The organism is Geodermatophilus sp. DSM 45219 (assembly GCF_900104025.1).
Classification (GTDB): domain Bacteria; phylum Actinomycetota; class Actinomycetes; order Mycobacteriales; family Geodermatophilaceae; genus Geodermatophilus.
The window spans coordinates 276,640-293,597 of sequence record NZ_FNIQ01000002.1 but is presented as its reverse complement, the minus strand read 5'-3'; the positions used below and the strand labels follow the sequence as shown (position 1 = coordinate 293,597).

19 protein-coding genes are annotated in these 16,958 nt (G+C 75.8%); 12 read left to right on the top strand and 7 right to left on the bottom strand.

Annotated elements, in window-relative coordinates:
• Positions 1-32: 32 nt before the first annotated feature.
• Both BLR12_RS06395 and BLR12_RS06390 read right to left on the bottom strand, forming a co-directional pair.
• Positions 33-1,829: a helicase-related protein gene (locus BLR12_RS06395; protein ID WP_091375099.1), complete on the bottom strand. Its 1,797-nt coding sequence runs from the start codon at positions 1,827-1,829 to the stop codon at positions 33-35.
• Between the two features lie 370 nt (positions 1,830-2,199).
• The gene (locus BLR12_RS06390; protein ID WP_091375097.1) at positions 2,200-2,403 is read right to left on the bottom strand and encodes a cold-shock protein; all 204 of its coding nucleotides are present in this window, start codon (positions 2,401-2,403) and stop codon (positions 2,200-2,202) included.
• Positions 2,404-2,658: 255 nt separating this feature from the next.
• On the opposite strand from BLR12_RS06390, the gene BLR12_RS06385 reads away from it, so the two are divergent.
• Positions 2,659-2,910 (top strand): hypothetical protein, encoded by a 252-nt coding sequence (locus tag BLR12_RS06385; RefSeq protein WP_091375094.1) that lies wholly within the window; start codon positions 2,659-2,661, stop codon positions 2,908-2,910.
• A 29-nt stretch (positions 2,911-2,939) separates the two neighbouring features.
• Here the strand turns inward: BLR12_RS06385 and BLR12_RS06380 are convergent, their stop codons facing one another.
• The 3 genes from BLR12_RS06380 to BLR12_RS06370 form a co-directional block, all read right to left on the bottom strand.
• A complete protein-coding gene (locus BLR12_RS06380; protein ID WP_091375089.1) occupies positions 2,940-3,128 on the bottom strand; it encodes a hypothetical protein in 189 nt (62 codons plus the stop codon).
• Positions 3,129-3,219: 91 nt separating this feature from the next.
• Positions 3,220-4,509, bottom strand: a complete 1,290-nt coding sequence (locus tag BLR12_RS06375) for an FAD-dependent oxidoreductase (protein WP_091375083.1) — start codon at positions 4,507-4,509, stop codon at positions 3,220-3,222.
• 13 nt (positions 4,510-4,522) lie between these two features.
• Positions 4,523-5,947 (bottom strand): DUF2252 domain-containing protein, encoded by a 1,425-nt coding sequence (locus BLR12_RS06370; RefSeq protein WP_091375079.1) that lies wholly within the window; start codon positions 5,945-5,947, stop codon positions 4,523-4,525.
• A 169-nt stretch (positions 5,948-6,116) separates the two neighbouring features.
• On the opposite strand from BLR12_RS06370, the gene BLR12_RS06365 reads away from it, so the two are divergent.
• The 9 genes from BLR12_RS06365 to BLR12_RS06325 all read left to right on the top strand — a co-directional run bounded on the left by BLR12_RS06365 (position 6,117) and on the right by BLR12_RS06325 (position 12,394).
• Positions 6,117-6,302, top strand: coding sequence for a hypothetical protein (locus tag BLR12_RS06365; protein ID WP_091375075.1), 186 nt, complete (start codon positions 6,117-6,119; stop codon positions 6,300-6,302).
• A gap of 43 nt (positions 6,303-6,345) precedes the next feature.
• The gene (locus BLR12_RS06360; protein WP_091375072.1) at positions 6,346-6,636 is read left to right on the top strand and encodes an SH3-like domain-containing protein; all 291 of its coding nucleotides are present in this window, start codon (positions 6,346-6,348) and stop codon (positions 6,634-6,636) included.
• Positions 6,629-6,907, top strand: coding sequence for an SH3-like domain-containing protein (locus BLR12_RS06355; RefSeq protein ID WP_091375069.1), 279 nt, complete (start codon positions 6,629-6,631; stop codon positions 6,905-6,907). The genes BLR12_RS06360 and BLR12_RS06355 overlap by 8 nt, the downstream gene beginning before the upstream one ends.
• Positions 6,904-7,494, top strand: a complete 591-nt coding sequence (locus tag BLR12_RS06350; protein ID WP_091375066.1) for a nitrile hydratase subunit alpha — start codon at positions 6,904-6,906, stop codon at positions 7,492-7,494. Before BLR12_RS06355 ends, BLR12_RS06350 begins: the two co-directional genes overlap by 4 nt.
• A 439-nt stretch (positions 7,495-7,933) precedes the next feature.
• On the top strand, positions 7,934-8,968 hold the full coding sequence (locus BLR12_RS06345) for a methionine ABC transporter ATP-binding protein (RefSeq protein ID WP_091375063.1): 1,035 nt from the start codon (positions 7,934-7,936) through the stop codon (positions 8,966-8,968).
• Positions 8,965-9,624: a methionine ABC transporter permease gene (locus BLR12_RS06340; protein ID WP_091375060.1), complete on the top strand. Its 660-nt coding sequence runs from the start codon at positions 8,965-8,967 to the stop codon at positions 9,622-9,624. The genes BLR12_RS06345 and BLR12_RS06340 overlap by 4 nt, the downstream gene beginning before the upstream one ends.
• 59 nt (positions 9,625-9,683) lie before the next feature.
• On the top strand, positions 9,684-10,502 hold the full coding sequence (locus BLR12_RS06335) for a MetQ/NlpA family ABC transporter substrate-binding protein (RefSeq protein ID WP_091375057.1): 819 nt from the start codon (positions 9,684-9,686) through the stop codon (positions 10,500-10,502).
• A gap of 94 nt (positions 10,503-10,596) precedes the next feature.
• Positions 10,597-11,619, top strand: a complete 1,023-nt coding sequence (locus BLR12_RS06330; protein WP_091375054.1) for an NAD-dependent epimerase/dehydratase family protein — start codon at positions 10,597-10,599, stop codon at positions 11,617-11,619.
• A 34-nt stretch (positions 11,620-11,653) separates the two neighbouring features.
• Positions 11,654-12,394, top strand: a complete 741-nt coding sequence (locus BLR12_RS06325) for an HpcH/HpaI aldolase family protein (RefSeq protein ID WP_091375051.1) — start codon at positions 11,654-11,656, stop codon at positions 12,392-12,394.
• A gap of 16 nt (positions 12,395-12,410) precedes the next feature.
• Here BLR12_RS06325 and BLR12_RS06320 read toward each other — a convergent pair whose 3' ends face one another.
• A complete protein-coding gene (locus tag BLR12_RS06320; RefSeq protein ID WP_091375047.1) occupies positions 12,411-13,595 on the bottom strand; it encodes a dipeptidase in 1,185 nt (394 codons plus the stop codon).
• On the bottom strand, positions 13,592-15,049 hold the full coding sequence (locus BLR12_RS25480) for a DNA-binding protein (RefSeq protein ID WP_091375044.1): 1,458 nt from the start codon (positions 15,047-15,049) through the stop codon (positions 13,592-13,594). The genes BLR12_RS06320 and BLR12_RS25480 overlap by 4 nt, the downstream gene beginning before the upstream one ends.
• Before the next feature lie 123 nt (positions 15,050-15,172).
• Here BLR12_RS25480 and BLR12_RS06310 point away from each other — a divergent pair, with 123 nt between their 5' ends.
• Complete coding sequence (locus BLR12_RS06310; RefSeq protein ID WP_091375041.1) at positions 15,173-16,318, top strand: glutathione-independent formaldehyde dehydrogenase; 1,146 nt, start codon at positions 15,173-15,175, stop codon at positions 16,316-16,318.
• Between the two features lie 173 nt (positions 16,319-16,491).
• Complete coding sequence (locus tag BLR12_RS06305) at positions 16,492-16,956, top strand: MSMEG_3727 family PQQ-associated protein (RefSeq protein WP_091375038.1); 465 nt, start codon at positions 16,492-16,494, stop codon at positions 16,954-16,956.
• Positions 16,957-16,958 lie beyond the last annotated feature (2 nt).

The window sequence follows — 16,958 nt, the reverse complement described above, 5'->3', positions numbered from 1 at the left end:
CGTCTCGGGCCGCGCAGCCCGCCTCCCGCGCGTCAGCCCCGGCGGGCCCGTCCCCTCGGTCCACCGCGCCGCGCACCGAGCTCGCGGCCGGCGGCACGGCCCGCCGTCCGGTGGCCGCCGGCAGGGCGGCGGTCCCGCTCGCCGCCGCCGCGCCCGACGGGCGCACTGCACGGCCGGCAGGTGGTGAACCGGGGCGCGATGGCCGTCCCGCACTGCACGCACCGGGCGGACCGGACCAGCGAGATCGCGCCGGGCAGCAGGATGGAGATGCTCTCGGCGCACTCCTCCTCGACCCACGCCGCGTCGTCGCTGGTCAGCCCCGCGACGCCGGGGAACCGGCGGAGCAGCGTCTGGGCGTCGCGGGCGGCCGCGGCGGCCTGCTCGAAGTCCTCGACGCTGCCGCCGCGGGGGACGTCCGGCAGCACGGTCTCCGGCCGCACGGGCAGGCCGACGGCGGACCGCAGAGCGGCCTCGGCCAGGGTGAGCCAGCGGGTGCGGCGCGGCGGGTCGTAGTCGATGGCCAGCTCCACCAGCCGCCACACGGTCTCCAGGTCGCCGGCAGCGCCGAGGGAGCCGCGCAGCAGCGGCAGCAGCGCGCGCACCCGCAGCACGAGGGTGGTGACGTCGTCGGCGGTCATCGCCTCGTCGCGGGTGGCCGCCTGGGCCCACGCCATCCACCGGGTCAGCGCCTCGGGCAGGTCGACGGCCTCGAAGGCGCCGAGGTCCGCCAGCTCCGGGCGCAGCCGGGGTGCGCGCTTGGGCAGGTCGCTGACGGCGTCGCCGCGGGCGACCGCCGCGCCGGCGGCGAGCAGCCCGGGGTCGGGCCGGAGCCCGGCCACCCCGGTCAGCACGCCGACCCGGCCGTGACCCGTCAGTCCGTACCGGCCGGCCCGTCCGGCGATCTGGGCGGTCTCCCAGCTGCGCAGCGGCCGCACCCGCTGCCCGTCGAACTTGGTGGTCTCGGCGAACAGCACCGTGGTCGCCGGCACGTTGATGCCGTGGCCGATGACGTCGGTGGTGACCAGCACCTCGGTCTCCCCGGCGGTGAACCGCTCGATGACCTCGCGGCGGGTCGCCGGGGGCAGCGCGCCGTAGAGCACGCCGACCTTGCCCGGTCGGTGCCGGTTCAGTTCCGCGGCGACGGCGTAGACCGTCTTGCGGGAGAAGGCGACGACGAGCGTCTGCGGCCGGACGTCGGCAGGCTGCACCGGGGCGCGCAGGACGTCCAGCCGCGACAGCCGCCGGTGGTCGACCACCGTCACGCGCCCGGCGTCGGACACCAGGGGCTCCAGCAGGGGGTGGGCCTCGGCGGCGGAGATCAGGTGCATCTCGCGGTACTCGCCGGTGAGCAGCAGGCGGGCCCAGTGGTGGCCGCGGTCGGGGTCGGCGACCCAGTGCGACTCGTCGAGGACGAGCAGCTCGCCGCGCATCGGTGCCTTCTCGACCGTGCAGCACACGATCGGGGCCGACGGGTCGATCTCCTCCTCGCCGGTGGACAGGCCCACCGTGCCGGAGGGCAGCTGGGCCGAGAGCTTCTCGTACGCCTCGTGGGCGAGCTGGCGCAGCGGCGCCGCGTACACGCCGGAGCCGGTCGCGGCCAGGGCCTGCAGGGACTCGTAGGTCTTGCCGGAGTTGGTGGGACCGAGGTGGAACACGACCTCGGCGGGCGGGGTGGCCCGGACGGGCAGCGTGGGGGCCGCGCCCTCCACCCAGCTCTGCTGGGCCCGCTTCTCCGCGCGCGCGGCGCTGCGGTCGGTGTCCCGGGCCGTCGCCGAGCGGACGGCGGAGCGCTCCCGGCGCCGGGCGGTGTCGGGTCGGGGGGAGGTCACGGGCAGGCAGCGTCCTTCGATGGTCTGGGGTCGGGGAGGTCGACGCCCGTCTGTGGGCGGACCGTCACCCACCCAACACGGAGGGCGTCCGATCCATGCCCGCGGGGCCGGTCGAGCGGCGGGAGGAGTCGCCAGACCTCCTCGTCGCGGGTCAGCCGCTGCGGGCCGTGCCGTCGGCCGCGCGCTCGACGCGCGCCTCTCCGAGTGACGTGCCGGACCCCGTCGACGTCGTGCGTCGAGGGGAGCCGCCGGCCACGGCGCGCTCGTCCGTCGGGAGCCTGAGCGGCTCCGTGGCGGGACCGGCCGCCTCGGGCCGGGCACACCCGGGGTGAGGGGGCACGGCGTCGCGCCGTGCCCCCTCACCCGTCGGTCACAGGGCGCGGACGTTCTCCGCCTGCGGACCCTTCTGGCCCTGGGTGATGTCGAACTCGACGCGCTGCGCCTCTTCCAGCGACCGGTAGCCGCTGCCGCTGATGGCCGAGAAGTGGCAGAAGACGTCGGCGCCGCCGCCGTCCTGCTCGATGAAGCCGAAGCCCTTCTCCGCGTTGAACCACTTCACAGTGCCCTGAGCCATGTCGTCTTCTCTCCGTGCTGTCGCGTCAGGACCGACAGGCGTCGGTCCTGGGTCGCCGCACCGACCGGCAGGACCGAGAGGAACGTCAGGCAGAGACGACTGCGGACGTTCGAGAACGAGGCAGAGGCACAACAGCGACCGGGACCGACTGTACGGGTCACCGGCGGCGACGAGGGCCCGGTCCCCCCGATGAGGGGTGGATCTCCTCGCCGATGAGCGTCCGATGGCGGGCGTCGCGAGCAGGAGGATGGTCCGATGGACATCACCACCGTCAACGACCGCCACCTGTACGAGGGCCGGGTCGTGGTCGAGGACCCGTCGGATGCGTCCCGCCCGGTCGAGCTGCCGGGGAGGATCGTCCGCTTCGGCCCCGCCGGCTGGCTGACCGTGGTGTCGGCCCTCACCGAGGACGCCCAGATCGATCTCTACCCGGCCGGCCGGGTCCTGGCGGTCACCGACCTGCGCGAGGTCGGGGTGCCCGGTCACCAGCCGGGTGCCGACGCCTGACGACGACGCCCCTCGACGAGGTGCCGCGGCTACTCGCGGACGACCCACACCTCGGCCAGGCCCTGCGCGGTGGTCCGCAGCTGCCGGGGCTCGAACCGCTGGTAGACGCCGAACCAGCGTGGCCCGTCGTAGACCAGCACCGAGGACGCGAGCGACTCGGCGGGCACCTCGTCGACCTCACCGTGCCGGGGGCCGCCCCAGTGGAAGACCAGCGGCATGGGGCGACCGTAGTCGGCAGTCGGCCGGGTGCAGGACCCGAGGGGGCCGCGTCATCGGTGCGGCCCCGGCGCGGCAGCACGCCCGAGCTCCTCAGGGGCCGGACGTGCCGTCGGTCGGGGCCGGCCGGCCGCGCCCGGTCAGCGCCCGGTGGGTGCCCGCAGCGAGCGCGGCCACGGGGAGCAGACCGCGCGCGACCAGCCGCCCGCCTGGCGAGCCGGCCGCCCGGATCCACCGCAGCGGCGCCAGCGACTCCCGGACGGCGGCCGGCGCGTAGGTGGCCATCTGCCGCTGGTGGTCGTGCACGGCCAGCGCGAGGGAGGAGGTGCCGGCGCGGACCGCCGCGAGGTGCCCGGCGAGCAGGTCGGCGTCCCGGATCGCGGTGGCCGCGGCCATCCCGCCGGTCGGCGGCATCGCGTGCACCGCGTCGCCGAGGCAGACGACCGGGCCGGCCGGCCAGGGCGTCAGCTCGGCGTCGGGGTCGGCGGCGTGGAAGCGGTAGGCGCCCAGGTCGTCCCGGTCGGCCGCACCGACCACGGACCGCACGTCGCCGGACCAGCCGGCGAGCAGGTCGGTGGCGACCTCGGCGAGGGCGGCGCCCGAGCGCTCCCGCAGGTCACGGGGCAGCAGCCGGTCGGGTGCGATGAGCCCCCACACCAGCTGCGGTGCCTCCACGATCGCCGGCACCTCCCGGCAGGTGGCCGGGTCGACGGCCGGAGCGCGGAGTGGGTCGTGCAGGCTCAGGAAGGCACCCACCCCGCCCGGCGCGAACGCGAGGGCCGGTCCGGCGCGGAGCACCTCCGGGACCCGCCGGTCGGTGCCCGGGTCGAGCCGGGTGCGTCCGGCGATGCCGCTGATGCCGACCGGCGCCGAGGTCGGCCGGCCGGCCAGGGCCCGGGCCACGCGCGAGCCGACACCGTCGGCCCCCACGAGCAGGTCGGCGGAATCGACGCTGCCGTCGGCGAAGTGGGCCGTGACGGTCCCGTCGCCGTCCACCCGGTGGTGGGTGAACTCCCGGCCGAGGAACAGGCGCCCGTCCAGGCCGTGGGCCAGCAGCCGGCGCAACGGCACGCGGCCGATCAGCAGCCGCTCCTCGCCGGGGTCCTGCGGCGCCACCAGCAGCGGCCGCAGCCGGTGGTCGGTGACGGCGAACTGGCGGAAGCCGCCCGATCCGGCGGAGCTGGCCAGGACCGCCTGGTAGTGCGCCGGTCGCAGGTGGCGGCGCAGTGCCGCGCACGCGGTCGCGTCGAGGTGCAGCCGGTAGCCACCGGTGGCCGAGACCGCGGCGTCGCGGTCGTGGACGCGCACGTCCACGCCGGCGCGGTGCAGGGCCTGGGCGAGGGCGAGGCCCCCGATCCCGGCACCGATGACGACGACCCGCACGTCTTCCCCGCGCTCAGATGCCGGTCTCGGCCGGCAGCACGCCCCGCTGGACGGCGCGCACCAGGTCGGCGTGGTCGCGCTCGGTCTGGTCGGCGTAGGCGCGGGCGAACCGGCAGAGGGCCGCGCGCACCTTCGTGCCGCTGCCGAGGTAGCCCGCGATCATCGACGCCCCGCTGGTGCGGGCGTGCCCCTTGGCCAGCAGGTACCCGCAGATGCCCGCGTACGACGTGAGCGCGCGGGCGTCGACGCCGGTCAGGGGGATCGCGCCCTTCATGTCCCGGAACTGGCGGACGTAGTACTGGACGTCGCCCACGCCGGTCCAGCCGAGGAGGGGGTCGCTGACCGTCTGCACCGCCTGCTGGTACTCCACGACCCGCTGGCCCTGGTGGGCGTGCCACGCCGACTCGCCGTGCACGAACGGTGCGACCACCGAGCGCCGGGCCTGCTTGAGCTGGAGGAACAGCACGTCGTCGGCGCTGCTGCCCTCGCACAGGGCGACCCAGGCGCGCAGCCCGACCGAGCCGACGCCGACCACCTTGTGCGCGACGTCGACGACGCGGTAGCCGCCCACCACCCGGGCCCAGTGCGGCGGCAGGGTGGTCAGGTAGGCGTCCAGCGCCTCGGCCAGCTGCTCCGCCTCGGCCGGCCGCGGCCGGGTGAGCAGCGGCGGTTCGGCCACGATCCGCCGCGCGCCCTCGTGCTCCTCGGTGATCCGGGGTAGCGCCCGGTCGCTGGTCCGCCTGCGGGCCCGGCGGGCCGACGTCTCGATCTCGCGGCGCAGGCCCGTGCCGGGCGCCGTCCGCAGCAGCCGGTCGACGTCCAGGTGCTCGTACGAGCGGGCCAGCAGCGGCCGTTCGGCCAGCGCCGCGATGTGCTGCCGGTACTCCTTCACGCACCGCGCGACCGCCTCGCCGCACGCCGTCTCCGACGTCCCGTTCTCCCGGCCCGCCACCCAGACGCTGGTGGTGAGCCGGCGCAGGTCCCACTCCCAGGCGCCCGGGTGGGCCTCGTCGAAGTCGTTGAGGTCGAACACCAGGTCGCGCTCGGGGGAGGCGTAGAAGCCGAAGTTGCCCAGGTGCGCGTCGCCGCACACGACCGGGGTGATCCCGGTGGCCGGCAGCGCGGCGAAGTCCGCGGCGTGCACGTTGGCCGCGCCGCGGAGGTAGGCGTAGGGGGAGGCGGTCATCCGCCCGACGCGCACGGGGACCAGCCAGTCCAGCCGGCCCTCGTGCGAGCGGACCACCTGGTCGACGACGTCCGGGCGGTCCGGTGCGGGAGCCCAGTCCCCGAGCGCGGACCGTGGTGCCCGTCCGCGCAGCCCACGGCCGAGCGCGTACCGGGCCGCGCGCGGCGGGCCGCTGTGCCGCAACGAGGAGAACCCGCGGTCGTCGGCCGACGCGAGCACGGTGTGGGCCCGCCGCGGCAGCTGCCCGGTCATGGGAGGAGCCTCGCAGCGGGTGCGGCCGAGGACCAGGGGAGCCGCCCGACGACGCCGGAGGACGGACCGTGCTGCCGTGCGGCGTCGCGCGGGACATCATCGGGACGGCGCCGGCGGGCACACCGGGCGTGGTCGAGGAGGTGCGCAGCCGGGGACGGGAGGCGGGGCGATGGCGCGGAGCGACTTCCACGTGGCGCTGGCCAACGCACTGGACCGGGCCATGCCGCCGGAGGTGCCGCAGGAGTACGACCTCGAGGCCGTCGTCGACCAGTGCATCGCGCTGCTCGAGCGGGCGGGCTGGCGGTTCACCCGCACGCGGCCCACGGGGACGCCGTCCGTCCCGGGCCGCCGGTGACGGGCACCGCGCCACACCGCCGGGAGCACGGTAGGAAGGAGCGGTGAGCCGCATCAACGACGTCGGCGGGATGTCGGGGTTCCCGCCGATCGCCGAGGAGCCCGACGAGCCGCCGTTCCACGCCGACTGGGAGGCGCACGTGCTGGCCCTCAACGGCGCGCTGATCCGGCGCGGTGTCTACAACCTCGACGAGTTCCGCGACGCGATCGAGCGGATGCCGCCGGAGGAGTACCTCGCCGCCTCGTACTACGAGCGCTGGTTCACCGCCATCACCGCGCTGCTGGTCGCCAAGGGCGTGGCGACGGCGGACGAGCTGGACAGCCCGCATGGCTGAGCTGGCCCCCGGGGTGCGGGTGCGCACCCGCACGACCGACCCCGACGGGCACACCCGGCTGCCGCGGTACGCCCGGGGCGCCGTCGGCGTGCTCGTGGAGGAGGCCGGCGTGCACCCGCTGGCCGACGACCGGGCCCGCGGCCGGGCCGGCGCGCCGCAGCCGGTGTGGCACGTGCGGTTCGCCGCCGCCGACCTGTTCGGCGCGGGGGACCACACGGTGACCGTGGAGCTGTGGGCCGACTACCTGACCCCGATCGAGGAGGACGCGTGAGCGGGGACCACACCAGCTCGGCCGTCTCGGCGCGGGTGCGCTCCGTCGAGGCGTTCCTGGAGAGCCGAGGCCTGCTCGACGACGGCGAGATCGACCGCCGGATCGACGAGTTCCTCGCCGGCGGGTCGCCGGTCAACGGCGCCCGGATCGCCGCCCGCGCCTGGGTCGACCCGGGCTTCGCCGAGCGCCTGCTGGCCGACGCCAACAGCGCGATCCGCGAGCTCGGGCTGACGATGGCCGGCGGGCTGCAGGAGCAGCGGCTGAAGGTGGTCGCCAACACCGTCGACGAGCACAACGTCGTCGTCTGCACCCTGTGCTCCTGCTACCCGATCGCGCTGCTCGGGCCCTCGCCCGGCTGGTACAAGAGCGAGGCCTACCGCTCGCGGGTCGTGCGCGACCCGCGCGGCGTGCTGCGGGAGTTCGGGGTCGAGCTGCCCGACCGGACGCGGATCTCGGTCTGGGACGCCAGCGCCGAGTCGCGCTACATGGTGGTGCCGCGCCGTCCCGCGGGCACCGAGGACCTCCCGGAGGAGCAGCTCGCCGGCCTCGTCACCCGCAAGGGGCTCATCGGCACCGCCGTCGTCTGATCCCGGGGCGCGGCCTGTGGGCGGAGTCGCAGGGCGGGCGCGGTCCTGCGTCCCGGGCACTGCGTAGAGTCGACCGGGAGGACCATCCGGAGCGGCTGAGAGACCTGGCTCGTCGACGTCGCAGCAACCCCCCGCCCCGGCGGACGAGGGTGCTACTGCCAGGACCGATGGAGGACGCGGTGACGCACGCAGGGCTCACGTGGGCTCGCCGGCACGTCGACCTGTGCCGGACGGCGACGGACCTGTGTCCGTCACGGCTCGCCACCCGCGCGTCCGGGTAGTCCCCTCCCCGCGGCCCGACCGGCCGCCGCGCCCCGCCGCCGGGGACGCCGGACCGGAGCAGACCGCCAGCCGGGGGTCGGCCCGTCGAAGCGCGCGGGCTCCCGCGCGTCCCCCCACCTCCACCCAGCCCCGCCTGCCCACCCGAGGACACGACTCCGTGATCGAACTGCACGACGTCCGCAAGGTCTTCCCCGCCCGGAGACGCGCCGGGGAGGTGGTCGCCGTCGACGGGGTCAGCCTGCACGTGGAGGCCGGGGAGTTCGCCGGCGTCGTCGGGCCCAGCGGGTCGGGCAAGAGCACGCTGGTCCGGCTGGTGAACCTGCTGGAGCGGCCCACCTCGGGCTCGGTGACCGTGGACGGGCAGGTGCTCACCGAGCTGCCCGACGACCGGGTCCGCGAGGCCCGCCGGTCGATCGGGATGGTGTTCCAGCACTTCGAGCTGCTGGACTCGCGGACCGCCGCGGGCAACGTCGAGCACCCGCTCGAGCTGGCCGGGGTCGGCCGGGCCGAGCGCCGCCGCCGGGCCACCGAGCTGCTGGACCTGGTCGGGCTGGGGGAGCGGGCCGAGGCCCGTCCCGCGCAGCTGTCCGGTGGGCAGAAGCAGCGGGTGGCCATCGCCCGCGCGCTGGCCGCCCGGCCGAAGGTGCTGCTCTGCGACGAGGCCACCTCGGCCCTGGACCAGGCCAGCACGACCAGCGTGCTGGAGCTGCTGCGCCGGGTCCGGTCCGAGCTCGGCCTGACCGTGCTGCTCATCACCCACGAGATGGCGGTGGTCAAGGCCGTCTGCGACAGCGCGGTGATGCTCGACCGGGGCCGGGTGGTCGACCGCGGCCGGCTGTCGGAGGTGCTGACCCGGGAGCACTCCCCGCTCGCCGACGCGCTGCTGCCCGCCCCGGTCGCCGATGCCGGCGCCGGGCACGGCGGGGCCCTGCTCCGGGTGACGGTCACCGACCGCGCCCCCGAGACCGTCGTGCTGCAGACCCTGGTCGGGGAGCTCGGGCTGGCCGTCGAGGTCGCCGGCGGTTCGGTGGAGACGGTGGCGGGCGGGCGGTACGGCCGGCTGCTGCTGCGGGTCACCGGAGGAGGAGGGGAGCTGGACGCCGCCGTCGGCCGGCTGCGGGACGACGGCGTCCTCGTCGAGCGGGTGCCCGTGCACGGCGGCGTCGCCGCGGGAGCGGGGGTGGACCGGTGAGCGACTGGGACCGCGTGTGGCCGCAGCTGCTCGAGGCGACCGGCGAGACCCTCTACATGGTGGGGGTCGCGGCACTGGTCACCGTGCTGCTCGGCGTCCCGCTGGGGGTGCTGCTCACCGTCACCGCACCCGGCGGCCTGGCGCCGCGGCCGCTGCTGAACCGCGCGCTCGGGCTGGGGGTCAACCTGGGCCGCGCGCTGCCGTTCATCATCCTGCTGGTCCTCGTCGCCCCGGTCACCCGGGGCATCGTCGGGACCACCATCGGGTCCACCGCGGCCATCGTCCCGCTGACGATCGGCGCCATCCCGTTCCTCGCCCGGCTGGTGGAGACCAGCCTCCGCGAGGTCGCCGCCGGCAAGGTCGAGGCGGCGATGGCCATGGGCGCCCGCCGCCGGGACGTCGTCCGCACCGTGCTGCTGCCGGAGGCGCGGCCCTCGCTCGTCGCCGGTGTCACCGTCACCGTCGTCGCGCTGGTCAGCTACTCGGCGATGGCCGGCGCCGTCGGCGGCGGCGGCCTCGGCGACTTCGCCATCCGCTTCGGCTACCAGCAGTTCCGCACCGACATCACCCTGCTGACCGTCGTCGCGCTGCTCGTGCTCGTCCAGGCCCTGCAGTGGGCCGGCGACCGCTGGGCGCGCCGGCTCGCGCACGTCTGATCCCCGCACCCCGGCGGCCGCCCGGCCACCGGCACCACCCTCGAAGGAGAACTCCCGCCATGCGCTCCCGCCCCACCCTGCTCCTGGCCGCCACCGCCGCGACCGCTCTGCTCACCGCGTGCGGCGGCGGCGAGGCGCAGCTGTCCGCGGCCGACGAGCCGCTGCGGGTCGGCGCGTCCCCGGTCCCGCACGCCGAGATCCTGCGGCACATCGACGACGAGCTCGCCGCCGACGCCGGGCTGGACCTCGAGATCGTCGAGTTCACCGACTACGTGCAGCCCAACGTCGCCCTCGACGACGGCTCGCTGGACGCCAACTACTTCCAGACCGTCCCGTACCTGGAGGAGCAGGAGGCCAGCGCCGGGTACGACTTCACGCCGCTGGCGCCGGTGCACATCGAGCCGCTGGGCATCTACTCCAGCACGCTGACCGACCTCGCCGCCCTCCCGGACGGCGCGACCGTGGCGATCCCGAACGACCCGACCAACGCCGCCCGGGCGCTGCGGCTGCTGGAGGCCAACGGCCTGATCACGCTGGCCGACACCGGCGACGCCGCGCCGACGTCGCTGGACGTCCAGGGCAACCCGAAGGACCTGCAGATCTCCGAGGTGGAGGCCGCCCAGGTGCCCCGGTCGCTCGCCGACGTGGACATCGCCGTGATCAACGGCAACTACGCCATCGAGGCCGACCTGGTGCCGGCCGAGGACGCCCTCGCGCTGGAGGAGGCCGAGGGCAACCCCAACGCCAACCTGCTCGTCGTGCGCACCGGCGACGAGGGCGACGAGCGGATCCAGCAGCTGGAGGAGCTGCTGCACTCCGACGAGGTCCGCCAGTTCATCGAGGACACCTACGAGGGCGCCGTCATCCCCGCCTCCTGACCCGGCCCGCCGCACGGCGGGCGCGCGAGGACCTGCACCGGACGCCGGATCCCGGGCACGCTGGGCCCCGCCGTTCGCCGCCGGGAGGTGCCCGATGACCCGTCCGCCGTCGACCGGGGACCTGCACGCCGTCGTCGGCGCCGGGGGAGCGGTCGGCCGGCGGCTCGTCGCGCTGCTGGCCGCGGCCGGGCTGCCGGTCCGGGCGGTGACCCGGGACGGGCGGGACGTCGGCACACCGGGCGCGGAGCCGGTCGCGGCGGACGCGACCGACCCGGAGGCCCTCACCGGCGCCTGCCGGGGCGCGGCCGTCGTCCACCACTGCGTGATGCCGGTCCTCGCCCGCTGGACCGAGCTGTTCCCGGTGGTGACCGACGCGCTGGTCGACGCGGCGAGCACCGTCGGGGCCCGCCTGGTCTACGCCGACGACACCTGGATGTACGGCCGGGTGCGCGGCCCCATGACCGAGGACACCCCGTGGCGCCCGGTCAGCAGCAAGGGCGTGCTGCGTGCCTGGATCGCCGAGCGCCTGCTGCACGCGGCCGCGGCTGGGCGGCTGCGGGTGAGCGTCGTCCGGGCGGGGGAGCTCTACGGCCCCGGCGTCCGCTCGCTCGTCGCCGGCAACGTGTTCGCCGCGGCGCTGCGCGGCCGGACCGTGCACTGGCTCGGCGACCCCGACCTGCCGCTGACGCCCACCTTCGTCGACGACTTCGCGCGGGCGCTGGCCGTCGTCGGCCGGGAGGACCCCTCGGACGCCGGCGTCTGGCACGTGCCGCACCCGGGCGGCACCACCGGCCGGGCCCTGGCCGCCGAGGCCTGCCGGCAGGCCGGCACCCGCCTGCGGCTGTGGCCGCACGGCACCGCCCAGGTGCGCGCGGCCGGACTGCTCGTGCCGCTGGCCCGCGAGGGGGCCGAGATGGTCTACCAGTTCGAGCAGCCCTTCGAGGTCGACGGCAGCCGGGCGGCCCGCGCCTTCGGGCTGACCGCCACCCCCTACGAGGACGGTGTCCGCCGCACGCTGGACGCGCTGCGCGCCGACCGCCCGGGCCCGGCGCGCCGCCGCCCGGTCCGCTCCGTGCGGCAGGATCCCGGTCAGGTCCCGGGGGCGGTGTCCGGATGACGCCGCCGTCGCCGGGCGGGACGGGGGAACCGGGATGGCGGTCAGCGAGGTCGACCTGCGGCGGCGGTGGTCGGAGCGGCGACCGTGCCACGGCCTGTGGAGCCTGCTGCCGGGCGCGGTGACCGGCGAGGTGCTGGCGCGGACGGGGGCGGACTACGTCGTCCTCGACCTGCAGCACGGCGCGCTGGCCGAGGCCGACCTGCCCGGGGTGGCCGCGGCGGTCACCGCGGCGGGCTCGGTGCCGCTGGTCAGGACCCGCAGCCCGCAGTTCGCCGACGTCGGCCGACCGCTCGACCTCGGCGCCCGCGGGGTGGTCGTGCCCAACGTGCGCGACGCCGCGCACGCCCGGGAGGTCGTCGCCGCCACCCGGTACGCCCCGGCCGGGAGCCGGTCGATCGGGCGGCTCTCCGGCGGGGCCGACCGGCCGCTCGTCGTCGTCATGGTGGAGACCGCGACCGCTCTCGACGACCTCGACGCGGTCCTCGCCGTCGAGGGGCTGGACGGGGTGTACGTCGGCCCCGGGGACCTCGCGCTGTCCCTGGAGCTGACCGGGGAGGACCGCCGGGCGGAGCTGCGCGGGGTGCTGTCCTCGATCGTCGCCCGGGCCGGCGCCGCCGGGGTGCCCGTCGGCGTGCACGCCTACAGCGGCGAGGAGGCCGCGGGCTACGCCGCCGAGGGCGCCACGATCGTCACCGTTGCCGTGGACACCGTCGCGCTGGGCCAGGTCATGGCGCACCACCTCGGGGTCGCCCGCGACCGGTCGCAGCCCCCGTGACGACGGCAGCCGTTCGTCAGGTGCGGTCGAGCTCCCCGATGCTCGCCGTCGACGGCCCTCGCCGGGCGGACGCCGAGCGTGACACGGCCTCGGTCCCACGGAGGACCCGCAGGACGTTCCCGCCGCTCAGCCGCGCACAGTCGTCCTCACTCCACCCCCGGTCGAGGAGCTCGGCGATCAGGGCCGGACAGCAGGCGACGTCCTCCAGGCCCTCGGGGACGTCCCGCGTCCCGTCGTAGTCCCCGCCGATGCCGACGTGGTCGACGCCGGCCACCCGCCGTACGTGCTCGACGTGGTCGGCGACCTCGGCGAGCGTCGCCCGCGGGCGGGGATGGTCGGCCACGTACTCGGCTGCCACCGCGTCCCGGGTCCCGGCGTCCCTCGGATCGAGCCCGCGGCGCTCCACCTCGGCCCGGAGCCCGAGCGTCCATGCGCGGCACCGCGGCGAGACGAAGTCCGGGACGAACGTCACCATGCAGACGCCTCCGTTGGCGGCGAGACGGCGCAGCAGGTCGTCGGGGACGTTGCGTGGGTGATCGCAGACCGCACGGGCCCCCGAGTGGGAGAAGACGACCGGGGCCTCCGCGACCTGGAGGACGTCGCGTGCCGTGGTGGCCGCCACGTGCGACAGGTCGACCAGCATCCCGAGCCGGTGCATCTCCCGCACGACCTCCCGTCCGAACGCGCTCAGACCCCCGATGACGGGATCGTCCGTCGCCGAGTCGGCCCAGGCCACGTTGACGTTGTGCGTCAGGGTCAGGTACCGGACGCCGAGCCTGTGCAGCGTCCGGAGCACACCCATCGAGTTCGCGATGGCATGGCCGCCCTCGGCGCCCAGCAGTGAGGCGATCCGGCCCCGGGCGAGCGCGCCCTCCACGTCCTCGGCACACAGCGCCAGCTCCAGGTCGTCCGGGTAGCAGTCGATCATCCGGTGGACCAGGTCGATCTGCTCCAGGGTCGTGGCCACCGCCGCGTCACCCTGCAGCGTCCCGGGGACGTAGACCGACCAGAACTGGCCGCCGATCCCGCCGCGTCGCAGCCTCGGCAGGTCGGTGTGGGTCCCCGCCACAGGGGCGGCCAGGTCCACCCGGCGGAGGTCCAGGTCGAACCGCTCGCGGATCTCCCAGGCGAGGTCGTTGTGACCGTCGACGATCGGATGGCGGCGCAGCAGGCCGCGTGCGGTGGCGAGACGATCGCTCATCCGGCTCCGCCCAGGGCCGACAGACCGAGCGCCTGGCGGACGTACGGGATGTGGCGGCGGGCCACCGGGACGGTCTCCCGGGTGCGGGTGTCGGTGGCCAGGAAGAGGGCTCCCTTGAACCCCTGCTCGATCTCCCTCACCCGGCCGAGGTTGACCAGGAACCGGCGGTGGACCCGCATGAACCCCTTGCCCCCGAGCTCGTGCTCGAGACGGTCGAGCCCCCGGGCAGCGGCCAGCAGCCGCCCCTGGTCGCTGGTGAGCCAGACGTTGTTGTGGTCGACCTCGGCGAACCGGATCTCGCGGGGATCGAGGAGGACCCATCGGTCGTCCCGCAGGGCGATGACCCGGTCCCGGTGGGGGCGGGGTCCGGAGGAACGGGGTTCGAGCTCGTCCGGGAGGTCCCCGGAGCCCGGCCGGTCCGGGGGCCCGAACGCGAGCAGCGCGCCGAGCACCTGGGAACCGTCGACCACGGGGCGCACCGCGACGGACAGGAGGGTGTCGAGGAAGGGCACGTGGACCAGGGTCGACCCGCTCCAGCCGGGGTCCTGCTGGGCGCGTTCGGTCGCCCGGCGGGCCAGCTGGGGCAGCGCGCGGACCTGGGGGGTCCACCGGTGCGCGGGAGCATGGGCGGGGGTGTCCGCGGGGGTGCCGAGCAGGACGGCGGCCTCCCCGTTGGCGAGCACGACCTTCCCCGCCGTGTCGACGGCTGCCAGCGGCGTCGCGGGCGCCATCCGGGCGTCGGCGAGGGCGGCCGCCAACAGGGTGCCCGTGTGGTGCGCCCGCTGCCGCAGCTTGGCCTCGGTGGACGCGGCGACCCGGTGGAGCCACGGCACCACCGCGTCCGACACCGGTTGCTGCCAGCTCGAGACCATCAGCGCGCCCAGCGGATCGTGGGTGACGACGTCGCGTACCGCGACGCCGGCGCACGTCCACCGGTGGAACCCCTGGCACCAGTGCTCGGCACCGCTCACCACGACGGGACGCTGGCTCTCCAGCGCGGTGCCGATGCCGTTGGTGCCGCTCGCCCACTCCGACCAGGCCGACCAGGCCGCCAGGTTGCAGTCCGCGCCCAGGTGGAGCATCCGCCGGCTTCCCCAGCACGCCAGGACGCGCCCGTCGGAATCGGCCACGGACACCAGGCCGTCGAGGTCGTCGACCTCACCTCCGGCGCAGGCGGCCAGGCCCCCGAGCTCGGCGAACACCACGTCGTGCTCCATGGAGTGTGCGGTCCCCGCGGCCGCGGCGGGCGCCCGCTCCAGGTCCGGGTCGACCTCGTACTGCTCGCGGCACCGGTACCACGACACCAGGATCTCGGGACGGACCCCGTGGACGGTGTCCGCGCCGGCGGCGAACCGTTCGCGCGCGGCCGTGATCGGACCGAGGCCGTCGTCGGGGAGCGCCGTCCCGCTGGTCGCGTGCGGCGCACCGCTCACCGGGTCTTTGCTGCCGTTCATCCCGCACCCCTTGGGTTCGGGGGGAAGAGCGTCCCAGCATCGGTGAGCAGTTCCCCGGCAGCAAGCCGGTCGGCCACGGCAGGCGGTGTCCCCGGGGGTGCGGCACGGAGGGGGTGGGCACCCATGCGGGCGGTGGTCTACCGGGAGCCCTTCGAGGTCGCGCTGGAGGAGGTACCCGACCCGCGGATCGAGCAGCCGAACGACGTGATCGTGCGGATCACGTCGACGGGCATCTGCGGATCGGACCTGGAGGTGTACGAGGGCCGGACCGCCGGGGAGCCGGGCCTCGTCTTCGGCCACGAGAACCTCGGCATCGTCGAGGAGGTCGGCGCCGGTGTCACCGCCCTGGAGCGAGGCGACCGGGTCGTGATGCCCTTCACCGTGGCGTGCGGCTTCTGCCGGAACTGCCAGGCCGGGTCCACCGGCTCCTGTCTCACGTTCGCCCCGCCGGGCCGTGCGGGTGGCGCGTACGGCAGCGTCGCCCTGGGCTCGGGGGCCGGCGGCCAGGCGGAGTACCTGCGGGTCCCGTACGCGGACGCCAACTGCCTGCCGCTGCCCGCGGGCACCGACCACGAGTCCGACTACGTCCTGCTCTCCGACGTCTTCCCCACCGGGTACCACGGCTGCCGCCTCGCGGGCGTCTCGCCGGGGGAGACCGTCGCGGTCTACGGCGCCGGGCCGGTGGGGTTGATGGCCGCGTACTGCGCGTTGCTCTGCGGCGCGTCACGCGTCTTCGTGGTGGACCCCGTCCCCGAGCGACTGGCCAAGGCACGGGACATCGGGGCCGTCCCCGTGGACTCCTCCGCCGGGGACCCGGTCCAGCAGATCGAGGACCTGACCGGGGGCGAGGGCACCGACACGGGCGTGGACGCCACCCGGTTCCCCGTTCCCGCACGGACCGGCGAGGGCCAGGAGCACGCGAGGGTGCTGGACCAGCTCGTGCACACGGTGCGGCCGACCGGCCGGCTCGGCGTCCCCGGCCTGTGCGCGCGCGGTCAACCGGACGGGGTCCCCACGAGGGCCAGGCCGGGCGCGCTGCTGGTCGCGATGGACACGCTGGTCGAGAAGGGCCTGCGCCTGGGCACCGGGCGGGCGGACGTGAGGCGCTACGACCGGCAGCTGCGCGACCTGATCACCGTGGGCCGGGCCAGCCCCAGCTTCGTGGTCTCCCACGAACTGCCGCTGGACCAGGCGCCGGACGCCTACCGCCGATCCGCCCAGCGGGCGGACGGCGTCCTCAAGGTCGTGCTCAGACCCGATGCCGCCTGACCGTCGTGCGGCCGCCGCAGCCGGAGGGGGAGGAGGTGCCATGGCCACCCAGGTCCGGACCGAGCGCGGCACGGCGGGCCGTCGTCCGGGGGCCTGGCCGTGACCGTGCCGGACACCGCGAGGCACACCGTCAGTCCGCTTCGACAGCAGAACCGCACCAGGAGGTGAGGTCGATGACGAGCACCGCATCGGAACGATCCGCGGCGCTGAGCGAGATCGGGTTGGACGGCCAGAACCAGGCGACGATCGGTCGGCTGCTGGCCACGGGGAACATCGGGCACGCCGAGGACCGCGATGACGGCCGGATGCACGCCCGGATCCGCATCGTGCCCGACCAGCTGGTCTGGGACCCCTCGGTCCTCGTCCTGCCCCACGGCGGGCACCTGGACATCGAGTTCGTCAACGACGACCAGAACACGCACTGCGCCCTCGTGCCGAGCAACGGCGACAGCAAGTGGATGTGGTTGCCGAACTACTCGCGCGGAACCATGTCCGTCACCCTCGACGGCCCTGGTTACTACTGGTTCAGCTCCAACATCGGCAACGACGAGGGCCGGGGCCTGATCGGGGCGATCGTCGTGAGGGGCGACGTCCCGGAGTCCGCCCGCCTCGACCGCCCCCAGCAGCCACGACCGTAGAC